13 protein-coding genes and 2 pseudogenes are annotated in these 20,130 nt (G+C 40.7%); 10 read left to right on the plus strand and 5 right to left on the minus strand.

Translation table 11 applies throughout. The features are described from left to right. From NBH15_RS29515 to NBH15_RS16230, 3 genes and pseudogenes are all read left to right on the plus strand, one after another. Window positions 1-315, plus strand: a pseudogene (locus NBH15_RS29515) (transposase); the annotation flags it as partial. A gap of 8 nt (window positions 316-323) precedes the next feature. Then, a pseudogene (locus NBH15_RS16225) lies at window positions 324-794 on the plus strand (RagB/SusD family nutrient uptake outer membrane protein); the annotation flags it as partial. Between the two features lie 130 nt (window positions 795-924). Continuing rightward, a complete protein-coding gene (locus tag NBH15_RS16230) occupies window positions 925-3,267 on the plus strand; it encodes an alpha-galactosidase (RefSeq protein ID WP_250823068.1) in 2,343 nt (780 codons plus the stop codon). Window positions 3,268-3,706: 439 nt separating this feature from the next. Here the strand turns inward: NBH15_RS16230 and bamJ are convergent, their stop codons facing one another. The 4 genes from bamJ to NBH15_RS16250 all read right to left on the minus strand — a co-directional run bounded on the left by bamJ (window position 3,707) and on the right by NBH15_RS16250 (window position 10,991). Beyond that, a complete protein-coding gene (gene bamJ, locus NBH15_RS16235) occupies window positions 3,707-4,309 on the minus strand; it encodes a BamJ family beta-barrel-assembly machinery protein (protein WP_128135698.1) in 603 nt (200 codons plus the stop codon). 4 nt (window positions 4,310-4,313) lie between these two features. Next, on the minus strand, window positions 4,314-5,858 hold the full coding sequence (locus NBH15_RS16240) for a glycine--tRNA ligase (RefSeq protein ID WP_128135699.1): 1,545 nt from the start codon (window positions 5,856-5,858) through the stop codon (window positions 4,314-4,316). 154 nt (window positions 5,859-6,012) lie between these two features. Next, on the minus strand, window positions 6,013-7,677 hold the full coding sequence (locus tag NBH15_RS16245) for a SusD/RagB family nutrient-binding outer membrane lipoprotein (RefSeq protein ID WP_250823069.1): 1,665 nt from the start codon (window positions 7,675-7,677) through the stop codon (window positions 6,013-6,015). Window positions 7,678-7,700: 23 nt separating this feature from the next. Then, window positions 7,701-10,991, minus strand: a complete 3,291-nt coding sequence (locus NBH15_RS16250) for a SusC/RagA family TonB-linked outer membrane protein (RefSeq protein ID WP_128135701.1) — start codon at window positions 10,989-10,991, stop codon at window positions 7,701-7,703. Window positions 10,992-11,570: 579 nt separating this feature from the next. Between NBH15_RS16250 and NBH15_RS16255 the strand changes: the two genes are divergently transcribed. The 7 genes from NBH15_RS16255 to NBH15_RS16285 all read left to right on the plus strand — a co-directional run bounded on the left by NBH15_RS16255 (window position 11,571) and on the right by NBH15_RS16285 (window position 18,251). Continuing rightward, on the plus strand, window positions 11,571-12,125 hold the full coding sequence (locus NBH15_RS16255; protein ID WP_128134640.1) for an NAD(P)H-dependent oxidoreductase: 555 nt from the start codon (window positions 11,571-11,573) through the stop codon (window positions 12,123-12,125). A gap of 126 nt (window positions 12,126-12,251) precedes the next feature. After that, window positions 12,252-13,688: a Gfo/Idh/MocA family oxidoreductase gene (locus tag NBH15_RS16260; RefSeq protein ID WP_009860298.1), complete on the plus strand. Its 1,437-nt coding sequence runs from the start codon at window positions 12,252-12,254 to the stop codon at window positions 13,686-13,688. Between the two features lie 224 nt (window positions 13,689-13,912). Next, complete coding sequence (locus NBH15_RS16265) at window positions 13,913-14,509, plus strand: HU family DNA-binding protein (protein WP_128134641.1); 597 nt, start codon at window positions 13,913-13,915, stop codon at window positions 14,507-14,509. 395 nt (window positions 14,510-14,904) lie between these two features. Continuing rightward, on the plus strand, window positions 14,905-15,249 hold the full coding sequence (locus NBH15_RS16270) for a DUF3244 domain-containing protein (RefSeq protein ID WP_128134642.1): 345 nt from the start codon (window positions 14,905-14,907) through the stop codon (window positions 15,247-15,249). Between the two features lie 103 nt (window positions 15,250-15,352). Beyond that, a complete protein-coding gene (locus NBH15_RS16275; RefSeq protein WP_128134643.1) occupies window positions 15,353-16,057 on the plus strand; it encodes a jacalin-like lectin in 705 nt (234 codons plus the stop codon). 54 nt (window positions 16,058-16,111) lie between these two features. Beyond that, the gene (gene glf, locus NBH15_RS16280) at window positions 16,112-17,203 is read left to right on the plus strand and encodes a UDP-galactopyranose mutase (protein ID WP_284706473.1); all 1,092 of its coding nucleotides are present in this window, start codon (window positions 16,112-16,114) and stop codon (window positions 17,201-17,203) included. A gap of 7 nt (window positions 17,204-17,210) precedes the next feature. Further along, on the plus strand, window positions 17,211-18,251 hold the full coding sequence (locus tag NBH15_RS16285; RefSeq protein ID WP_244050536.1) for a glycosyltransferase: 1,041 nt from the start codon (window positions 17,211-17,213) through the stop codon (window positions 18,249-18,251). Window positions 18,252-18,486: 235 nt separating this feature from the next. Here NBH15_RS16285 and NBH15_RS16290 read toward each other — a convergent pair whose 3' ends face one another. Then, window positions 18,487-20,061 carry a hypothetical protein gene (locus tag NBH15_RS16290; protein WP_186959516.1) on the minus strand — a complete coding sequence of 525 codons (1,575 nt, stop codon included), beginning with the start codon at window positions 20,059-20,061 and terminating at the stop codon, window positions 18,487-18,489. Between the last annotated feature and the right edge of the window lie 69 nt (window positions 20,062-20,130).

Raw genomic sequence — 20,130 nt, forward strand, 5'->3', positions numbered from 1 at the left:
CGATAATCCCAGGCAGTTCTGCTGTTATGCAGGTGTGGCACCGTTTGCTTATACTTCTGGAAGTAGCCAGCACTCCAAAAACAGAGTCTCGCAGAGAGCCTGTAAGTATATTAAAACGTTGCTCACATGTCTGCTGTGGCAATAACACATAGGAAAAGTGGTGAGCTTAAAGCGTATTATGAACGTAAAGTTGATGAAGGAAAGAACAAAATGACCATTATCAATGCTTTACGGGCAAAACTTGTGGCGAGAATGTTCGCCGTTATCAAAAGGGATGAATTTTATTCTCCTATTTTATCGGAAAATTTTTGCTAAAAACATAAGAATATGAAGATTTCCGTACCGACCAGCATTCCGGACTGGGTATCAATAATATGTGGAACTCGGGTAAGAATATCCCGGCTATCCGTTATGCCGATGTGCTTCTTAGTTATGCTGAATGTCTGAATGAATTGGGACAAACCGGGCAGGCTGTCGAAAAGGTAAACGAAGTGCGTAACCGTGCGTGGGGCTTTAGTATCCCGGCTGATAAGAAATGGGATGCAGGCATGTCGCAAGATGTTTTCCGTACAAAGATATTGGATGAACGTATCCGTGAGTTTCTGGGTGAGAACTGGCGCCGTGCTGACCTGATCCGTACAGGCAAGTTTGTCGAGTATATTAAGGAACGCAATAAATGGGCGAAACGTTCGGGTACGATACAGGATTATAATGTCCGTTATCCGATACCTAACGAAGAGATCGAACAGAATCCGGACATGACGCAGGACGATCAGAACCCGGGTTACAGATAATAATAGGGCTTGTAATCGACTAAGCACTAGTCAGTAATGGCAAAAAGATTGTAAGAAGAAAAACACCGGGAAGGCGTGTCTTTACCCGGTGTTTTATTTACTAACCGAATTAAACTAATATACAAGGATCATGAAAAAGAATTTACTAAGAATTACCCTGCTTTTTTGTTTCATCAGCCTGTTCATGGGGAGGGAGACGTTTGCGGCTGACCAGCAGGCGATAACTTCCGGTGACTGGCAGATCGTTTATAACAACGATACGAAAACCTGTGATTTTATCCATAAAGGAAAAACAATCCTGGCGGGTGTCTTCGTCCAGGCCAAAGATAAAGACCAACTGCTGCGCAGTACGGAATACGGCCAGCCGACCTTCTCGGAAGAAGCTGTCGACGACGTTTTCGGTGCCGGCCATAAATATACATTCACCTATGCCGGACAGGAGGGAGCGCCTTCCCTACAACAGTTGTTTTATTTCTATCCCGATAAAAGCTATTTCCTGACAGAGGCTTTTATCCTTTCAGAAGCCGGTACGTCGAGTAATTATATCGCTCCGGTTGTTACCGAAACAGTTAACTCTTTCCTGAATACGAATACCTCCAACCGCGTGTTATCCGTCCCCTTCGATAACGATGCCTGGATCGGCTATTCCTCCCTGGCCTTGTCGGTCGACTCCGTATCGTTCGAGGTTACTTCTTTCTACTGTGGCGATACCCGCGAAGGGCTGGTAGTCGGCTCGGTAGAACACGATACCTGGAAGACAGGACTCCGTTATTCCACTTCCGGCAACCAGAAAGTAAACCGTCTTGAATGTTTTGGCGGCATAAGCCATCGCGTGACTCACGATATAGATGCTACCGGAGCAAAAGCCCACGGCAGCATTTCCGGCACTAAACTGAAATCACCGAAGCTCTTAATCGGTATGTTCGACGACTGGCGCGAAGGGTTGGAAGCCTATGGCGAGGCCAATGCCTTGATCGCGCCTCCCCGTAAATGGTCGAAAGGCAATATCTTCGGTTGGAACAGCTGGGGCGCCATGGCTGAGAAGCTGAACTACGAAGGTGTGCTGGATGTCTCTGATTATATCAGTACGAACCTGCAACCGAACAATTTTACCAATGACGGCACGGCTTATGTCATCCTCGATTCTTATTGGGATAATCTGACTGATACCCAATTGAAATCATTTGCCGAACGATGTGTTGCCAACGGACAGGTTCCCGGCATTTACTGGGCTCCTTTCTCCGACTGGGGGGAAAACGGCAGCCGCACGATGGAAGGAAGTAACTATAAATATGGGGAAGCCTATTTATATGTAAACGGACAGCCTAAAAAGATCGCTTCCCGTGCCCTGGACCCCACGCATCCTGGAACCCGCCAGCGGATGAGTTATTTCATCAACCGATTTAAAGATTTAGGTTATAAATATATCAAGTTCGATTTCCTGAATAATGCGATCCTTGAAGCGGACTCTTATTATGATAAGAATGTAACGACCGGCGTTCAGGCTTACAACAGCGGAATGAAATATCTGACGGAATTGTGCGGAGACGATCTGTTTATGGCTTTATCCATTGCGCCTGCATTTCCGGCCCAATACGGCAATTCCCGTCGTATCAGTTGTGATGCCTGGGGAGCCAAAGAGGATACGGAATATGTAATGAACGGCCTTTCTTATGGCTGGTGGCTCGACAAGGTGTATAACTTTAATGATGCCGACCACCTGGTGCTTCATAGAGACGATTATAATGAGGATGAGAACCGTATGCGTATTACCTCCGGTGTGATTACCGGGACATATATCCTGGGTGATAACTTCAGCCAGAAGGGAACATGTGTCGGGGAATTGGCAGCCCGCCAGAAAGCAGAGAAGTTCGCAACGAATGCGGAAGTGAACGAAGTTGCCCGTATCGGTAAATCTTTTTATCCGGTAGAAGGGGCAAAGGCTTCGGGAAAGAATAGTTGGGGACGTAACCGCGGCGAGAATCTCTTTATGCTGGATACGGAAGATTATTTGTATGTCGCTGCTTTTAATTATAAAGACCTGGTTTTCTCGGAAAATATAAAATTGTCGAGACTGGGAATCGCCTCTTCCGATGTAAAAGGAATTAAGGAATTGTGGACCGGGCAGGATGTGTCATTGCAAGGTGAGGAAATCCCTGTATCCTTACCCAAGTATGGCGTGAAACTATATAAGATAGAGAAGAAAGGTACCGGTACCGGAATATCTGGTCTTACTGCGCCGGATAAAAAGATTACAGGCTGGGTGAAGGATGATCATTTGTTCATTCAGAGTGAAGAGACCTTGAAAGGTCTTTTCATTTACTCGGCGCAGGGAACGTTGGTCAAGAAACTTCCGGCTTTATATCCGCAGGCCCGCTATGATATAAATATCGCTGATTTGCCAAAAGGCATGTTTCTTGTTCAGGCGGTCACTTCCGTGCAGGAATCAGAATGTTTGAAGTTCGTAAAATAATGGTATCTGTTTCCCCTCTGGAGAGGGGATTAAGGGGTGTGTTAAAGCTCGTTTTAAGGCGTAACTATAACACACCCCCTGCCCCCTCTCAAGAGGGGAAAAGTTACTCTCCAACTGTTAATTTTAGTAGAATTTGATTGTAATCTATATAGTTTTGTGTTCGATAACAAAATTTGACTGGAATGAGTGTTTTGCTTAACGTTTATTAGTCTGAAAAGGCTTGACAAAAGGCCTCTACAGCCTTATCTTTGTACTGTGGTTTTTTCATAATAGTATTAGATTTAAGGTTAACAAAGTTTGGTTAGGGCTTGTCGTGAGACAGGCTTTAATTGTTTATAGGGGTTTGCTTTATGCGAGCCTTATTATATCAAACTAACAAACAATAAAAAAGGGAACATCAGGTCGATTGATGTTCCCTTTTCTTTTATATAAGAACGGATTAAGTTGTACCGGCAACTTCGGCTGTCCGTTCTATTACTTCAATTTCGAAAACTAAAGTAGAGTAGGCAGGGATAGTAACATTCCCGGCGCTGTCTTTTTTGTCAACCGAACCATAACCTAGTCTTTGAGGAATCCAGACTTCCCATTTCTCGCCTACTTTCATATTTTGTAGAGCGATAGTCCATCCTGATATGGGACTGGGAATTCCTGTTCCATAGTAACTATTGTAGTTTGAAGAGGCTGTACTGACTGCCCATTCGGAAGGTGATCCGTCTTCTAATTCTTTTTTGTCGAAATATTCACCGTCCTCACTATTGGGGAACCATCCTTTGTAATAAACAGTGACACGACTGTTGTAATAGATTGGAATTTCAGGCTTATCTGCTTCCTTGAGCCTTTTAGCATAAATGAAATCATCACCGGCTCCCTGTATGCTTACCTTAAAGAAATCCGGGTCATTAGCCTTCGCCGCGAAAGCCTGTTCGTTTTCCAGCTTGTAGGCTTCAACGGCTACATCATCACTATCATCGTCATCTTTACAGGAAGTAAAGACGGCAGACATACAAAAAATCATCAACGCGAATTGCAGGTACTTCTTCATTTAATTATTCAGTTATCTTTTTTAATAAAGTCTTCAGGCTTACCTTTTCAGAGATAATGTCGTGTAGCTTGTCGATGCTTACACGTTCCTGTTCCATCGTGTCGCGGAAACGGATCGTTACACAATTATCCTTCAAAGTATCATGGTCAACTGTAATACAGTACGGAGTTCCAATAGCATCCTGACGGCGGTAACGTTTACCGATAGAGTCTTTTTCATCATACTGGCAACGGAAGTCGAACTTCAGCATGTTGACGATCTCTTCAGCCTTTTCAGGAAGCCCGTCTTTTTTCACCAGCGGCAATACGGCGAGTTTGATAGGAGCCAGGGCTGCCGGCAATTTCAAAACAACGCGTGTTTCACCGTTTTCGAGAGTCTCTTCGCAGTATGAACCTGCCATAACGCTCAGGAATACGCGGTCAACACCGATAGATGTTTCAATAACGTACGGAGTATAGCTTTTATTTAATTCCGGATCGAAATATTGTATTTTCTTTCCTGAGAACTTTTCGTGCTGGCTCAGGTCGAAGTCTGTACGGCTATGGATACCTTCCACTTCCTTGAAACCGAACGGCATTTCATATTCGATGTCGGTAGCGGCATTGGCATAGTGGGCGAGTTTTTCGTGATCGTGGTAACGATATTTTTCATCACCTAATCCCATAGCCTTATGCCATTTCAAGCGGGTAGACTTCCACATCTTGAACCATTCCATTTCTTCGCCCGGACGAACAAAGAACTGCATTTCCATCTGTTCGAACTCACGCATACGGAAGATAAATTGACGGGCAACGATCTCGTTACGGAACGCTTTACCGATCTGGGCGATACCGAAAGGAATCTTCATACGGCCGGTCTTCTGTACGTTGAGGAAGTTAACGAAAATACCCTGTGCCGTTTCCGGACGCAGATATATCTTGGAAGCGCCATCGGCAGTAGAACCCATTTCTGTGGAGAACATCAGGTTGAACTGGCGAACTTCCGTCCAGTTGCGTGTTCCGGAGATCGGACATGCTATTTCGCAGTCGATAATGATCTGACGGAGGTCTTCGAAGTTGGAATCGTTCAGTGCTTTAGCGAAACGGGTATGTATCTCGTCGCGTTTAGCCTGGTGTTCCAATACGCGGCCGTTGGTTGCACGGAATTGTGCTTCATCGAATGCTTCGCCGAATTTTTTAGCGGCCTTGTCTACTTCTTTCTGTATTTTCTCGTCGATCTTAGCCAGGTAATCTTCGATCAGTACGTCGGCGCGATACCGTTTCTTTGAATCCTTGTTGTCGATCAAAGGGTCGTTGAACGCGTCCACATGGCCGGATGCTTTCCAGATGGTCGGATGCATAAAAATAGCGGAGTCGAGACCTACCACATTTTCATGAAGCAGCGTCATGCTGTCCCACCAGTATTTCTTTATATTGTTTTTCAGCTCTACGCCATACTGTCCGTAATCATATACTGCTCCCAAACCGTCGTATATTTCTGAAGAGGGAAATACAAATCCGTATTCTTTACAGTGTGAAACTAATTTCTTGAAAACATCTTCTTGTGCCATAACTATATGTAATTATTATCAACCTGCAAAGTAAATGATTTTTTCTGTAAGTTACAGCATTTCCAGCGGCTTATTCGTTAATACATACAAAGAAGGGTGACCGTCACGGCCACCCTTCACCATCAAAAATTATATTGAAAAATTAGTTTTGGGTTTATTCTTTGTCCCACCAGATACGGCCGAACTCGCTGTCCAAACGACCGAAGTTTGATTCTTTTTGCATGTCTTCAAGGCGTTTTACCTGATTTGCATAGTTGGCAGAACCTTCAGCCGACATGGTGAATTTTTTACGGCGCGGTACTTGCTGCAATTCTCCGTATACATTGATCGGTTCCCAAGTAACCAACGTGGATGTTGTACTCGGATAATTGGTACGTTTGTACATAGCCCATGATTCATTGTTGTTTTTGAAATGTTCTACCCAAGTCTGGCAGTAAATCTGCTCTTTGGCCATGGCGCTGTTCCAGGCAATACCATCCTGTGCCAGGAAAGCGTCGATTTCAGCTTCTGTGACAGCTTCGTAATCGTTGATTTTACAATAATCTGCAATTTTACTCCATTGTCTCAAAGATGATTTTACACCTTCCTCATACCATTCCTGAGCCGTTTTGCTGTTGGCTACGCCTTCCAGTGTAAATTCGGAAGCCATGAAACAGAAATCAGCATATGTTACCAGAGGAATCCAGCCGCCGGCACTACCGTTGTCTTGTGCACCTTTCCACAGACGAGTCTGAGGTCTGTTCATCGGACGCATGTCGATGTCGTCCAGATAACGTGATGTACGGCAAGAGTCAGTAGCCCATTTATCATAGCTTACGCTACCACCGCACCAACGTCCCAGATGGGTCGGTATGACTTGCGCAGGAGTTGTTGTTTCTTTGGCATTGAACTCGGCTACATTCTCCGGAGTCAAATTGTTGATCTGGAAAAACAGGCGTTTTCTCGGGTCGTTATATTTCAGTAAGTAAGCCATGAATGCAGAAGATGCACGGTCCATGTCAATCACAGAGTGCCAGTCTCCCAATGTGGTCCAGTAATTATCGAAATAAAGGATAAAGCTATCGTCGATGCTACTGAATATGTTACCCGAAGACAGTACTTCGCGAGCAATGGCTTTCGCTTCTTCCGGTTTTTGTTTCAACAATCTCAAGGCAATACGCAGACGAACGGCATTGGCTGCCTTCACCCATTTCGACATATCGCCGCTATAAGCCAGGTCATAATTTTTGAAAGTTACCTGATTGGTAGACGTTGCCAGCTTATTGGCAGCTTCTTTCAGCTCCTGGTTCCAGATCGTAAACAACTCTTCCTGGGTTTGGAAAGCCGGTTCAAGAATTTCCACGTTGCCGTTGCGTGTACCCCAACCGTCGGTGTATACCAAAGAACCATATGTGTCGGAAGCCTGGATACCTTTTGTAATCAAGAGGATGCGGGCTACCTCGGTCAAGTCGCTGTAAGCTGCTTCCTGTTCCGGCATATTGGTCTTAACGTAATAAGGAATATGGCGGGCATACTTACCGGCATTTACATAGTTGCTGTATAATGTTCCGGCCCAACCGGCACATTCGGTGAAGTTGGTTGTGCTATATCCCCAGATTCCGGCACAATACTGCATCCATCTCAGGCGGCAAGCGTATGAATCGGCCCATGTTTCGCCGGCGTTGCACATTACATTTTCAATCTGATAGAGGAATACTTCCGGGTCAACCTCGTAGACTGTATCAGGATTCTTGTTGATTTCGACGAAATCGGCATCGCAGGAGGTCAGTGCAACCATGGAAGCCAATGCTCCGAAAATATAATATTTAATTTTTTTCATCTTGTTTTATTGTATATAAGTTATTAGAACGAAACATTCACGCTGAAACCAATGTTGCGTGAGAACACGGCACCACCACTTTCCATGTATTCAGAACTGTAAGATGTGTTCAATCCTTCCGGGTGGATATTGTCCGGCAGACTGTTATACAGGAATCCCAGGTTACGTGCCATCAGGCCGACGCTTGCATTCTGGATGTAGGCTTTGTTCACCCATTTTTTAGGTAACTGCCACTGTACTGAAAGTTCGCGCAAGGCGACCCAGGAACATTTGTGGATACCTTCCGAACGTATACCGCCTGACCAGCTGTACACATTGTCGTAATATTTGTAAGCCGACAGCGGATCGACCAAGCCTTGCTCGTAAGCTGCCTGATAACTCATGCCGGAAACGTCTACCCCTTTAATCTCTGTGCCGGGCATAAATACGCCTTCCGGAATGACACCGTCGTTAACGGTTCTTCCGTCGGTTAATGTACGGGGCAGCCCGCCGTATTGTGTGTCGCGACCGGCCAGTGAAGACTTGATGTTACCGGAGTTCATTCCATAGTAATAACTTGCCGAGAAGATGTCTCCACCAAAACGGGCATCGATGACGGCATTCAACGTGATGCCTTTCCAGCTTACCGATGTATTGGCACCCCACAAGAACTTCGGTTGCAAAGAACCGATTTTTTCGCTTTTATTCGAACGCGGATAAGAACCGTCTGCATTCAACAGCTTTTCTCCTTTATCATTGAGTGTATAAGCATAAGATGTATAGATGTCGCCATAAGCACCACCTACGGTAGCCCATGCCTGTGTATCTGTACCTCCTCCTACTAGTTGATATTTCTCAACGCCTTCAAACAAAGAAACGATCTTGTTCCTGTTGCGTGTCAGGTTGAAAGACAAGTCCCAACGCCAGTCCTTCGTTTCGATCGGAGTACCGGTGATCAATAACTCGATACCTTTATTCTGGATATCACCGGCATTGATCCAACGTTTTGAAACACCGGATTCAGAGGCGATCGGCAATGCCAGGATCTGGTTCTTCGTATTTGTCTTATACCACGCAAAGTCGAAGCCGAGACGGTTTTTCAGGAAACGCATATCCAGACCGATCTCGATTGAATGCTGTTTCTCCGGCTTCAGATTCAGGTTGGGCAATTCATCTTTGTCAAATTTATAATACGGATACGTACCGCCGTTGATCTGGTTGTCGAACGTATTATCGAATGCATAATAGCCGGTACCTGTTGTCAGGTAAGGAGCACAGTCATTACCTACGATAGCGTAAGATGCTCTCAGTTTACCGAAAGAGATAAATTCGGGAATTGCATCGCGCAAGCCTTCGGCAAACAACCAGGAAGCACCTACAGAGGGGTAGAAGTAAGAGGTATGTCCCGTTCCGTTTTCGTAGATCAGGGCAGACGACCAGTCGTTACGTCCGGTAATATCCAGGAAGTAAACACCTTTATAGTCCATGTTGGCAAAAGCATAGATAGAGTTGATACGCTTTCTGCTAGTATTGTATCTTACTTCGGTGGTCGCTCTTTCGACCGAGTTTGTCATGTCGAACAAGCCGGGCACGCGCAAACCGTTCTTTGAGTCGGTTTTATGATAGCCGCTCTTCGTATCCCATTGTTCAACAGCCACGCTACCGCTGATATTGAAGTCGTCGAACGAATGGTTGGCTGTAATCATACCGGTAATTTTGTACTGGTCTTTCTTGTTTTCATGAATCTTGTAAGCAGCACCGTCGTAGTTACTGGCACCTGTAGCCATTACTTTCGATTCGTTGGTGGTATAGAGTTTATAGATATCGCCTTTCACTTTCAAAGACAACCAATCCAATAGCTTCAAATCCAGGTTGAGGTATGCACGTACACTCATTTCGTCCTGTGTATAGATGTTTTCCAGATAGTCATAAATCGTTTTGGAATAACCATACGGGTCCTGTGAGTTATAACCGTCGCCGGCCGGACTGATATAATTTTTGTTATTCAGCCAGTAGTCCGTATCATATTCACGGGCGATGCTGTACATGAAGTCGTAGATCGGAGAGCCTGCGCCGCCCTGTACAGTCGGGTTCTGTGCCGTCGATTCGATGTACGAGAATCCTCCTTCCGCTTTCAGGCGGGAGCTGATATCATGCGATGCGTTTAAGCTGAATGAATTACGATTGAATTCGTTATTGAATGTCAGACCTTCCGATTGCAAATTCGAATAAGAAAAACGGAAAGCGCTTTTTTCGGAACCACCTTGCAGGGCCACGTTGGTATTCATGTAATGCCCTGTCTGGTAAAGGTTCTTCAGGTTATTGTCTTTGGCGGAATAGACCATTTCCTGTCCGTCTACATAAAACGGCTTGCCGTCGAAACGAGGTCCGAAGCTACGGCCGGCCGAGGTGTATCGGTTTTCAGACCCGTCGTCATTCAATGCCCATACCGGCGATGAACCCGAACCGAATTCGTTCTGCAAGTCGGGGGTGGCATAGATATTTTCCCACTGCTGCGTATGTGAAACGGAAACGCCTATACCTTCTCCTTTGCGACCTTTTTTGGTTGTGATCAGGATCACACCGTTGGAGGCACGTGAACCGTACAAAGCGGTTGCGGCAGCACCTTTCAATACGGACATTGATTCGAAGTCATCGGCATTCAGGTTCTTCAGGTCATTACCCCAGTCTTGTCCTGCTCCCGTTTTTGTTACTTCATTGTCGATGATAATACCGTCGATAACGAATATAGGCTGGTTGTTACCGCCCAATGATGTGTTACCACGGATGATGATGCGTTGTGAAGATTGCGGACCGGAGTTACCCATGTTAATTTGTACACCGGCAACTTTACCTTGCAAACCATTGATCGGGTTAGGAGAGTTTACTTTGGCGATTTCATCACCTTTCAGTTCTGTCATGGCGTAACCCAGTGATTTTTTGTCACGCGACATACCCAGGGCTGTTACCACAACTTCATCCAGAGCTTGTGAATCTTCCTCCAGAAGAATTTTCATTGTCGTTTGTCCCGTGTAGGCGATTTCTTTTGTTTTGTATCCGACAAAAGAAATTTGCAGGACTTGACCTTTTTTGACGTTATCCAGTGTAAATTTACCGTCAAGATCAGTCATAATACCATTAGTGGTGCCTTTGATTACCACAGAAGCTCCAATTACCGGACCTAATGCGTCTTCTACGACTCCGGTTACTTTCCCACTCTGTTGGGAAATGTTTACACTTTGCCTGTCGGGCAATACGTCGGCGTAGACTCCTGTCGGAGTTGCTAATGCACCGGCAAGCAAAATCAAGCTTGGAAATTTCAATTTTTTAGACATAAGCGTTTGATTTATAAGTAAAAATAGATGTGTGTATAATGTGTTTCAGCATCAATTAAATTATTATCATAGTTCTAGTAGAACTATGGAATTATGTCAAAAAGAAAGTATGCTACATTGCTTAAAATAGAATAAATATATTTTAAATTAGTTAACAAGATGCTTGTGTGTGCTAAAAGGGTTAAATTTGTCACAAATTAGTTGTAATTAATTATAAAAAAATGAGGTCGGAAATGAAATGTTAACTGCTAATCTATTTTTTGATAGATATTATGAATTAGTTCTACTAGAACAATATCATTTAGAAAAATGTAAAATGCTGACTATATATTTACAGTTCATTTGTTTGCCTTAATTTTTAATTTGCAGAGTCAAGCCTTTTTTTAATGTTTCAATATGTTAAATGTTTTGTTATCTGGTGTTTTTCTCTCCCGCTGAAATGCTTTTTTATGTAATCAATTGTTATTTAGATAATGGTGGTAATTTTAATCTAAATCTCCCTGATGTATTTTCATGGATTTGTTTAGCTTTGTGAAAGCTTATGTTTTAATACGATTTTACATTATAAAACACAATAGTATGAATGACGTTTCAAAAAAAGTGGTAATTCTTTTGGCTCATCCCAATCTGAAAGAATCACAGGTTAACAAGGCTTTAGCCGATGCGGTAAAAGATATCGATGGCGTGATGGTATACGATCTGTATGAATATCAGGATCAGTCTTTTGATGTAAATGTGTGGAGCACGATTATATCCGATGCTTCCATGGTGGTCTTTCAGTTTCCTTTTCACTGGATGTCAGCGCCTTCGCTGTTGAAAAGATGGCTGGACGAGGTCTTTACTTCCCTGGCAAAGACACCAGCTGTAGCCGGCAAACCGTTGCAGATCGTCACAACAACAGGTTCGGAGTATGCCGCTTACCGTAGCGGAGGCAGGAATTGTTTCACAATGGATGAACTTCTGCGTCCTTATCAGGGATGTGCAATACATGCTGGAATGACCTGGCAGACGCCATTGGTGGTTTATGGCATGGGAAGTGCCGATGCTTCCAGGAATATAGCAACGGGTGTCGAGGTTTACAGAAAGATGGTGGAAACGGTACTGGCTGACCATACAGTGAATAATGCTTGGTAAAGTTTTCGGATAATTAATGAACTTTCTGTCTTAATTCCTTTCAAATCAACAAAAAATATCTATTTTTGCGAAGTTGATGTTTTTAATGTTTGCGCAGACAATAATTAATTATCTAAATAGAATACCATGAAATCAGAAGACATCTCACGTCGCTCGTTCCTGAAACGGGCATTGGCATTATCGGCAGCTACTGCAATACCTTCGTTTTGGATCCCTTCGAAGGCTGGTGCAATGCCGGGTGTACCGTTCGTTAGTGCGAACGAGAAAGTTAATATCGCATTTATTGGCATTGGTAACCGGGGTGGTGAAATTGCCAAGGAATTGTATAAGACCGGATTGTGTAATGTTGTAGCCCTTTGCGATGTGGATATGGGGGCAAAGCATACGCAGGAACTGATCTCCATGTTCCCGAAAGTTCCCCGTTATCAGGATTTCCGTAAGATGTTCGATCAGATGGCGGATAAGATCGATGCTGTGACAGTGGGGGTTCCCGACCACGCCCATTTCCCGATCACAATCGAGGCAATGGCCCACGGCAAACATGTATATGTTGAAAAACCGATGGCTCGTACTTTCCAGGAAATAGAACTGATGATGCGTGGTGAAAAGAAATATGGCGTGGTCACACAGATGGGTAACCAGGGACATTCCGAAGCTAATTACTTCCAGTTCAAGGCATGGAAAGAAGCTGGTCTGATAAAGGATGTAACAGCTATCACCGCTCATATGAACTCTCCGCGCCGCTGGCACGGATGGAATCCGAATATCAAGCATATGCCGATGGGAGAACCGATTCCTGAAACAATGGATTGGGATACCTGGCTGGGGGTAGTGCAGCATCATGACTATAACCATGATTATCACATGGGACAATGGCGTTGCTGGTATGACTTCGGTATGGGGGCGCTGGGTGACTGGGGTGCACATATTCTGGATACGGCACACGAATTCCTGGATATGGGATTGCCAACAGAGATCAACCCGTTGTATCTGAAAGATCATAATAAATTCTTCTTCCCGATGTCGTCGACTATCCTGTTCAAATTCCCCGAAAGAGGCGATATGCCGGGAATAGATGTTACCTGGTACGATGGTCTGGATAATATACCTCCTGTTCCTGAGAACTTCGGTTCTTCGGATGTCGACCCGAATATTCCGACTGTGGCCGGCGGCAAACTGCAATTGATGAAACTGAATCCGGGTAAGGAAATTTATACAAAGACGCTGACATTCAAAGGCGGTTCTCATGGCAGTACATTGTCTGTCATCCCTGATAAGATTGCCAAGGAGATGAATCCGACCCTTCCCGAATACCAGAAGAGTCCTTCCAACCATTACGCGAACTTCTTGTTGGCTTGCCAGGGCAAGGAAAAGCCCCGTTCACCGTTCTCTATCGCCGGTCCGCTGAGCCAGGTATTCTGCCTGGGTGTATTAGCACAGCGCCTGAACCGCAAGTTAGTTCTCGACCGCACCACCAAAGAGATCGTCAATGACAGCTTTGCCAACCAGATGCTGAGCGGACAGCCGCCACGCAAAGGATGGGAAGAGTATTATAATGTATAATGTTGGTTATATAGAATAATTTATCCCTTTCCTTCGTATATTTGTACCGCAACAAACTGATTGCCGATTGGTTTCGATAAGATTATCGATAGCCATCAGTAATTTTGCCGACAGCTATCAGTTATATTACTGATGGCTGTCGGCAATAAGTTAGTAAGGCATAAAATTTAATACAGTATGGCATCCCGAAAGACACCGTACGTAACCTTTTAAATCTAATTCCCATGAGTATCAAATTCAGTGTTTATAAGACTCCCCGGCCTAAAGGGAGTAAAGATACGTTAGAACATGCACGTCTTGTTTCGAGAGGAACAAAAGGTCTTGAAGAGATATGCAGAGATCTCTCGGATGCTTGTACGGTTAATTCGGCCGATATAAAAGGTGTGCTGGAAGCATTGACCGTATATATGGGCAGGGAACTTGGCTACGGATATAGTATCGAGTTGGAGGGGATCGGACATTTCTCCCCGGCGTTGCGTACCCGGAAAATTTCCGAGGAAAACGGAAAAATCAGGTTTAGTGTTTCTGTCGACGGGGTGAATTTTCGCTGTTCCAACCGTTTGAAGGAGATGGTTAAAGAAGAACGTCCCAAGAAAGTAAAAAGGGAAAATGTTTCTTCCGAACCCATCGAAACCCGGAAAGAAAAGATGTTGGAATATATCCGCAAGCATGAAAGCATCAATGAATCGGATTATGCAGAGTTGAACAATTGTACTCGTTACCGGGCAGGCAAAGAACTGAAACAGTTTTTGGAAGAAGGTATCATCCGTGAGATGGGATATAAAACGCACAGGGTTTATGTGTTGGCCGCGAAGGAGTAAGGATATGTAAAGATACTTTGTGGGATTATTAATTCAAAACCTTCATACACCCAGCCTTATTCTATCCTGTAAGCATAATGGCTTGATTACAGATAAACCCGGTGAAAGAATCTACCTCATACTCTTCTTTGACCTCATAAGCTATATTGTCTTTAGCTTGGGCACAAAAAATGCATTCTGCGGCTGGACATTTTGTAAAGACGTTTAAACTCTATGTATCCTTAAATCATTGAAATACAACTTTATTAATTAATAGTCTGGAATATTTATCCGGACACTGGTGCAAATTCTTTATAAATTGTAAACTCAATTTACACCAATTGTAAATTCAATTTCTCCTGCTCCGTAGATATTCAGTCTTACTTTTGTCATTAAACAATAACAAATTTAAATTAATGGGAAAGATGACTATAAAGACTTTATTGACAGTATGCTTTTTCTTTCTTTTGCTTCTAACAAAAGTAGATGCGCATGAAGCAACTTGGGATTCTATGGATAGGCGATCAGTAACTATCTTCTTAACCATAGAAAAAAATAACCTACATATTTATTCCGATAAACAATGGGATAATATTGGCATTCAAATAATTGATCCAAATGGTAGAACAATCTATATCAATATGATATCCATTCCAGCTGAAAAGGAACAAATTATCCCTCTATCAGATATACCGAATGGCTATTATCAGGTAATATTGACAAAGAACAACAAACCAATAAGTTGGTATTTAACGAAATAAGACTTGTTAAGATTCTATCTTTCAAATTACCATACACTACTGCCACTTACAAATAAAAATAACCTTGTAAATTCATATATAACTAATTAAAAAACAAATACACATGAAGTCCATTATTTCAACATTAGCGATAGGTATCTGTTGCTTATTAGTATCTTGTAATAATGAACAAGAGAATACTATCACAGATAATACAACAGATTTAGCTTCTTTTGAAGCTACACTAGCAAAAAAGTATGAAGGGAAAACTGTATATTATAATAACAACAGACCGGATTATTCAAAAGAAATAGAATATTTGAAATCGGTCAGCACCGAAGAACCTATGGATAATATAAGAACAAAATCTTCTGATGCTGCTGCTTTTGGTCCATGGGGCAGTGACAGCGGCGTCGCTTTTGATGCTCCGGCTGTTATATATAACGGAGAAAAATGGAAGAAAATCAATGCCATAAAAGTAAGGCATGGAGCCGTTATTGATGCTATTCAATTATATTGGGTTAGCGATAATGATAAATTCACAAATTCTCCACAATTCGGGGGTAATGGTGGAGCAGAATCATGGATGTTCCTTAGTAGTAATGAATATATCAAAAAAATTGAAGTACATAGTGGTACTAAAATTGATTATGTTGCTTTTACTACCAATCTCGACAAAGTCCATGTATTTGGTGGTCCCGGAGGAGCAAACCGAACAGAGTTGGAGTTTGGAGTTTCTGGCTTCCAAATGCACGGCATTTACGGAAAAGCAGGAGCAAAACTTTATCAGCTAGGAATATATTGTTACCCAAACTCTCTATTCAATTAAAATAAACAGAATATACAAGGTTATTATTTTATAAACAATCTCAATTTCATTTTCATGTACGATTATCTAATTGTCGGATCCGGATTATTTGGATCTGTATTCGCTCAAATAATGAATGAATACGGAAAAAAATGTCTTGTTATAGAAAAGCGTAATCATATAGGAGGAAATATATATACAAAAGAGGAAGATGGAATAAAAATCCATTTATATGGAGCACATATATTTCATACAGATAATGAAGATGTCTGGCGATATATAAATAGATTTTGCAGTTTCAACAATTTTATAAACTCTCCTCTCGCCAATTATAAAGGAAATATATACAATCTTCCTTTCAATATGAATACCTTTAACAAGCTTTGGAATGTCATTACTCCTGAAGATGCAAAAAATAAAATCCAGGAACAATGCAAAAAATATAAAGAGATAACTCAGCCATCCAATCTGGAAGAACAGGCTTTAAAACTATGTGGTGATGATATATATTATACCTTAATTAAAGAGTATACAGAAAAACAATGGGGACGTCCTGCCAACAAATTACCAGCCTCCATAATAAAAAGAGTCCCAATCCGCTTTACATACAATAATAATTATTTCAATGATCTTTATCAAGGCATCCCCAAAGACGGATATAGCCAACTAATTAACAATCTGTTAAACAATATACAGACATATACACAAACAGACTATTTCGATAATAAACATTATTTTCATAGTATTGCAAAAAAAATACTCTTTACAGGGTGTATTGACGAATATTTTGATTTCATATATGGTAAACTGGATTACAGAAGTTTGAGATTTGAACATATACATTTGAATATTAAAGACTATCAAGGGAATGCCGTTGTTAATTACAATGAAGCTAAAATTCCATATACACGAATCATAGAGCATAAACATTTTGAATTCGGAAAGCAGGCGACAACAATAATAACAAAAGAATATCCATCATCAGAAGAACCGTATTATCCCATAAATGATGAAAAGAATTCAACACGTTTAAACCAATATAAGAATCTTGCAGCAAATACTTCCAATGTTATTTTTGGAGGAAGACTAGGGCAATATGCCTATTTTGATATGGATGATACAATTGCAGAAGCTATTTCACTTGCAAAAAAAGAACTATTAATATAACAATCCTATGAGAAAATTCTATTTATCTAAAAATTACAACGAAATAAACAGTGCTGGTAACAAGGCAAAAACTGACATAGAAACCATTCTCGCTAATCTTGGATACAAAAATGCAGGGTTAGCACAAACACATTATTCAAATAAAGTCATTGGATTTATAATGACTTTAATCGGTGTATTAAAAGTGTTTTTTACTATCTCAAAAAACGACTGTATAGTACTTCAGTATCCTTTCAAAAAATATTACACATTCATTTGTCATATTACTCATGCTAAAGGGGGAAAAGTTATCACAATAATTCATGATCTTGGCACTTTCAGAAGAAAAAAAATATCTGCCAAAAAAGAAATTAAGCGATTAAATAATTCAGATTATTTAGTCGCACATAATTGTAATATGAAAAATTGGTTACAGACCCAAAAGCTCAAAAAAACAATAATAGAACTAGAAATATTTGACTATCTATCCTCTTCTAAAAACAACAAAAATATAAAGATCAAAACCTCTCCAATCAGAGTAATATATGCAGGAAGTTTAGGTTACAAAAAAAATAAATTTTTGTATAAAATGGAGCATATTATATCTGAATGGCAATTTGAACTTTATGGCAATGGCTTTGATAACAATAAAATAACTAACAAAGAACATTTCAATTACAATGGATTCGTACCATCTGAACAACTTATTGAAGATGTGTGTGCTCATTTTGGATTAATATGGGATGGAGATAGTATTTCAATTTGTTCGGGCAATTATGGAGAATATTTAAAGATTAACAATCCTCACAAAGTATCTTTATATATCAAATGTAATCTCCCTTTAATCATATGGAAAGAAGCTGCTTTAGCTTCTTTTGTCACAAATAATCAAATAGGGATCTGCATTAACTCGTTGGATGAATTAGATTCTATATTACCCTCTATCTCAGCGGAGACCTATGATCAGATGAGAGAAAATATAAAAAATATCAATAAAAAAATATCATCCGGTTATTATCTTACTAAGGCTTTGACAGAAATAGAAAATAACATGAATAAACAAAATTAGTAGCCTGTCCGGTAATGGGTACAATTGTTCAGCTCGGCATAATCCGATTCTTTGAGGAACAGTATACCGTTTCTTGTTTAATGACTTGTCTAGAACAAAGTCTTTATATTATTTCTAATGCCATTGGATTGGTTCTTTTCGAGAAAATTCCCATATGCAAATTGTTTGATCGTATTAAAATTCTAATATAATCTGGTAATATTTCTCCAGACACTAGTGAAAGATTTTTTTAACTTTAAAAATCAAGGATTAGTTTGTCGAGTAATTCTCCTCTGCCATCTGTTTTGTATATCTTTTTATACATACGGGCACGCCCATTGCTGATAGCAGATGTAGAAAGACAAAGGATTTCTGCCATTCCAGTAGGAGTAATATTTGTTTTGATCAGATAACATATATGAAGTTCTTGTTCTGTTATTGGTGGATACAATGTTTTTATTCGATCTGTGAAATTATTATATGCTTTATCAATTTCGTGTCTTAAAATGTCCCAGTCTTCTTTATTAATTTTCGTCGAGTTATCTTCACAGGATGCTTCGTGAAATCGTTTGTATATAGATGAATTTTCAAAGGTGTTTTTTAATATTAGTGCTTCATATTTTTTTGCCTCTATTAAGTTGTTCGATAATATCAATATTTCTTTTTGAGCTTCCAATAGTTTTTTTTCGAATAAAGTTAATTGACTTTTTAAAGTTGGTATTTTTTGCAATTTTTTTTGAGCCTGGATCTGATAGCAACTCTTCTTCTCTTTTTCTTCATTTGCTTGTTGAAGCATTTTTTTTATTTCTATTATTTTTTTTCTATTCTTTTGTAGACACTCTTGGCTATATTTATGTTGTTCTTTTTTCTGCTGATCTAGTCTATTTGTTTGTTCTTTTGCAATGCGTTTTTGTTTTTTTGTATAGTTGATATAGAGAGCTGTAATCCCAACTATTAGTAGCAATGCAATAATCAGCAAATAAATGTATATCTGTGTCTCTTTGTTTTTTAACAATAATTGTTGATTCTCATGTTCGGTGTGCCGATAATTATAAAGAGATTGTATTTTACCAATGGCTTCTGTGCGAGTTGTTTTTTTGATAGAATCTTCTAGATCCAGGCTTTTCTGTACGTAATTAAAAGCAGATGAATAATAACTTTTTTGGGCTTCTATTGTTGCTAATGCTTTGTATATGGAACTTATCAAGTAAATGTTTTGATTCTTTTTTCCTTCTTTTAATGCTTCCAGATAGTAATATTGGGTTGAATCGAATTGGTTCGTTAATAAGTAAGCAGAACCTAATCCATATAAATAGATAGCATCATCTTTTTGTTCGGGGATGGAATAAAATAACTTCATTGCCTGAGAAGGTTTTCCTAAATCAAGATAAACATTTCCAAATTCTTTTGATATGGAATTGATTACCTTTTGATCATTAAAGTTAAGAGCTTTCTCATAGGCTTCCTGATAGTAATGTATTGTACTATCAGGTTGGCTCATAGATTCGTACATTCGTCCTTGATTTCGTAAAGCGTAGATAAGTCCTAACTCATCTTTTTGTTTTAGATAATAAATATACGATTTTTTATATACTTTCAAGGCATCCTCATACAATGACTGATAGGCAAATAAAGTCCCCATCTGTGTATGAATCTGAGCTAAAATAAGATATTGCTGGCTATTCCTTCCTGCATCAACTGCCTGTTGAAAAGCTGTTATCGCCTGTGGTATGTCTTTTATATCCCGGTAAATGGAGCCTAAATAATAATAAGCTTCCATTAATTTTTCTTTATCGCCAAAGGAGTCGTAAAAATGAACTATTTTTCTCATCAGCGAATCGGACTTATGTATAATATACATTTTGTCTTTAGCTTTAGTTGTAAGTAATCCGTGGTACAT

Source organism: Parabacteroides caeci (assembly GCF_023656795.1).
Classification (GTDB): domain Bacteria; phylum Bacteroidota; class Bacteroidia; order Bacteroidales; family Tannerellaceae; genus Parabacteroides; species Parabacteroides segnis.